Below are 3,514 nucleotides of genomic sequence, written 5' to 3'. Positions count from 1 at the left end.
TAATCCTCCTTGTTTTGCGAAGCAAAATCCGAACCCTTTGGTGAGGAGAGGATTTGGCCTCCTTGAGCTTAAATTCTGAAATCCGTTTCCTTAAAAATCTGTACAACATGATTTCTCTTTACTGATTCTTTCGGCATATCTTTCTTTACAATAAACAGCGATGTTGTGAACCGCCCTTTTTTTGTTGTGAAGCAAATAAAAAACACTAAATATTCTGATGTTTCACAGATTACTTAGTGCTTTTTGTCCTTATTCTACCTGTAACATAATACTTAGAACCACTTCCTGATTCTCCTGCTCTAAAAATATATCTCCCATATACATCCTTGCAACCCTCCGGATATTATGCAGTCCAATTCCATGCTCCTTCCCGGATTTCGTTGTTTCCGGCAGATCACTGTCCTTATAATTTAACTCTCCCTCATATCTGTTCTTTATGGTTATCATAAAAATACTGTTTTTCCGAAAAGAAGAGAGACTGATATAAGGATTTTCTCCACTTACATTTTCCATGCAATTATCCAGTGCATTGTTTAAGATCACGCTTAAATCAAATGCATTTAATTTCGTATCCTTTGGATAATGAAAATCTGATATAAAACGAATCTGCTTTTCCTTTGCTTCTCTTAACTTTTCCATCAGAATCACATCAATGACAGGACTCCCCGTTTTTATCTCAGGAGATATTTTATTCCACTCCTTTTTCAAATGCTCCATATATTCTGCTGCATCATCCATATGATTCTCTGCCACAAGATGTTCCAGCATCTGTATATGATTCCCCATGTCATGACGCAGGCTGCGGATATCCTGATACAGCTTTTCCACTTCCCCGATATGCTTTTTCATATCACTGACCTGATTTAATACCAGCTCCTGCCCTGTCTGTTCTTCCTGTGCCACCTTCCAGTTTTGAAACATCGTAGTCATAACAAGAATTGCTATGATAGAGATAAAATAATGCACGAAGCTTAAAGTTCCATAAAATCCATAGGTATCTGTCAGACTCTTTCCTGTATCTTTTTCATAAATATTCAGATAATATTGCAGAATACCATACCCTGTAACTCCCACAAGAGAAGGTATGATAAGCATTACCAGCTCTTTAACGCTCATTTCATCATTTTTGTATACATATGCTTTATTGATCAGACCGATTGCGACTGCAAGGAAAATGATACAAAGCACAATATCCAGAATTCTCGTTCCAGCATAAATTACATATTGTAGCCATTGTCTTCCTGCAATCGTATTCCCAAAAAACAGAGCTTTTGTGATAAAATCATCCATTCTGCCTGCCATTGCAACCGCAAGCCAACGGATAGAAAAAAATGTCACTGCAAGAAATATTTTCTGATAAATGTTTCTTCTGTCCTGTACATACATCACAAGAAATGCAGCCACAACTCCCAGCATATATGCAGAAAAATTGCCAATCTGCTGCGGTATCAGATACAGCACAGACATAATTCCAATATAAACAATACTGACCAGAGCAGCTTCCCTTTTCTTTTTCATATATGGATATACAAAAACACCAAAACAGATTCCTGTAATAATCAAAATTGCAATAACAGAAAACTTCGATGTGATCATCCAGCATCTTTCCACTAAACTCATCTGACTTCATTTCCTTTCCTCTGGTTATACTTCAGATATTGCTTCACAAACTCCGGATAATTCTGTTTTGCAATCAATGCAGTTCCATTTTTCATAGTTACACAAGTTGCATCATATTTTTCTACATATTTAAAATGCACAAGATATGCTCTGTGTGTTCGGAAAAAATCTGTTCCTGCCATATCACTTAATTCCTGTAATTTACCATAGTATTCAATATCCGTACTTCGTGTATGGATAATAACTTTCCGGTTATACACCTCGGCATACACAATATCACGCAGAAAAATTTTTATATGACTTCCGGCGGTCTGTACCATGATATATTTTTCGTCTTTTTCAAGTCTGGAACTCCTTTTTATGTTATGGACTGCCTTTGTCACAACCTCTTTAAATTTCTCATCGGAAAATGGCTTAACCAGATAATGAAATGCTCCGACATCAAATGCCTGAAAAACATATTCCTCTGCTGCTGTCACAAAAATGAGTATCATATTCTCATTGTCCTGACGAAGCACCTTTGCCGTTTCCATACCATCCATTCCCGGCATCTGAATATCCAGAAAAAGAATATCCGGCTTACTGCCACTTGCGATCAGTTCATCACCCGATAAATATTTATCTATAACCGCATCCGGCAATAACTTTTTTATTTTTTCTTCCAGTATCTGAACCATAGATACTTCATCATCGCAGATAGCAATTCGCATATTGTCACTTCCTTTTTGTCTGATAAATATATTTATTATATCGGACGAACAGATTGTATGTGCCACAGTTGTTGTGAAATGACCTTTTTTTGTTGTGAAAAGGGGCAGCAAACCATTATCGGTTTACTGCCCTGTCTGTATCATATCGTAAATCCTTTTGCCTGTTGGCTCAATATATCATTTCTACAATAAGAGAGCCTTCCATTACTTTTATATCCTCAAATGAACTGCTATACAGACTTTTTGATACCTCCTCAAAAGTTAAGTTCTCATTATTTGTAAGAACGACAAAACAACTATCTAACTCAGAATTTGGCATTCTGCCATCGAGTTTCAATCGAAACTGATATGTTGTGTCCTCACATTGCCATGTTCCATCTTTCATTTCATAATATGTTTTTATTATTCCGTCCTGTTCTGATTGTTCATAGGTTTTAGCAATATCACTTTTCCCACAGCCAGTAAACAATAAAGCACAAAGAGCCAAAGACATTATTATTTTTCTCATTGCAATACCTCATTAATATTTGGTTATCATAAATATGTCAAATTTTAGTATCAAGTGTTGCCTGTGCCGGAGATTTTCCTGTCTCCGCAGACTCTCTTGTAACATCATCGAGTGCCCCAGCTTTGATTGGCTTACCAATTTCCCAGTTAGGATCAGCCTTTTTTGCAGCATCATAGAATGCCTGTCTGTAAATTCTCTCATATTTTTCAAGGGTGTACCCGGCAGCCAGCCTGTCCTTTTTGGACATTTTGCGATATAAATTGTTATACACATCTGTTCGTTTTGTTGTATCACCATTGCATACACCATTTTCACGCAGAAATTCTTTTTTTGTCAGTTCATACATTTCTTCTTTGCTGCTATCCGGAATTGATATAATTCGTTTTCTCGAATTCTCGTTTTCATCTGTCACCAAAAGTCCTGCCAATCCATTTACCGGATTAATATAATCTCCGTCCTTATCATAATGACTCATCAGATTTTTTATTCCCTGAATATTGCCATACATTGCACCATTTCCAGCAGACATCATTTGTTTTACAGCAGACTTATATTGTTTACTATTCGTGTTAATTCCAGCAGCTTTTAATTGTGCTTGAACAGAACTGCTATTCAACTGGGACAACTGAAAACTACCTATTGAATTCACTCCTGATGTTCCAAATGATTTTTGAAA

Annotated in this window: 4 protein-coding genes; all 4 read right to left on the bottom strand. The window is 36.5% G+C overall.

Translation table 11 applies throughout. The features are described 5' to 3' along the window. Nucleotides 1-249: 249 nt before the first annotated feature. A complete protein-coding gene (locus ROSEINA2194_RS13540; protein WP_007888277.1) occupies nucleotides 250-1,620 on the bottom strand; it encodes a GHKL domain-containing protein in 1,371 nt (456 codons plus the stop codon). Then, nucleotides 1,617-2,330 carry a LytR/AlgR family response regulator transcription factor gene (locus ROSEINA2194_RS13535; protein ID WP_007888276.1) on the bottom strand — a complete coding sequence of 238 codons (714 nt, stop codon included), beginning with the start codon at nucleotides 2,328-2,330 and terminating at the stop codon, nucleotides 1,617-1,619. Before ROSEINA2194_RS13535 ends, ROSEINA2194_RS13540 begins: the two co-directional genes overlap by 4 nt. Before the next feature lie 169 nt (nucleotides 2,331-2,499). Then, on the bottom strand, nucleotides 2,500-2,838 hold the full coding sequence (locus tag ROSEINA2194_RS13530; RefSeq protein WP_007888275.1) for a hypothetical protein: 339 nt from the start codon (nucleotides 2,836-2,838) through the stop codon (nucleotides 2,500-2,502). 37 nt (nucleotides 2,839-2,875) lie between these two features. Continuing rightward, nucleotides 2,876-3,514 (bottom strand): DUF3879 family protein (locus tag ROSEINA2194_RS13525; RefSeq protein WP_007888272.1); only part of this gene is annotated, 639 nt, incomplete at its 5' end.

Origin of the sequence: Roseburia inulinivorans DSM 16841 (assembly GCF_000174195.1) — a bacterium.
Taxonomy (GTDB): Bacteria; Bacillota; Clostridia; order Lachnospirales; family Lachnospiraceae; genus Roseburia; species Roseburia inulinivorans.
The sequence above is the reverse complement of the archived record's forward strand: the minus strand, read 5'-3'. Positions and strand labels throughout refer to the sequence as shown.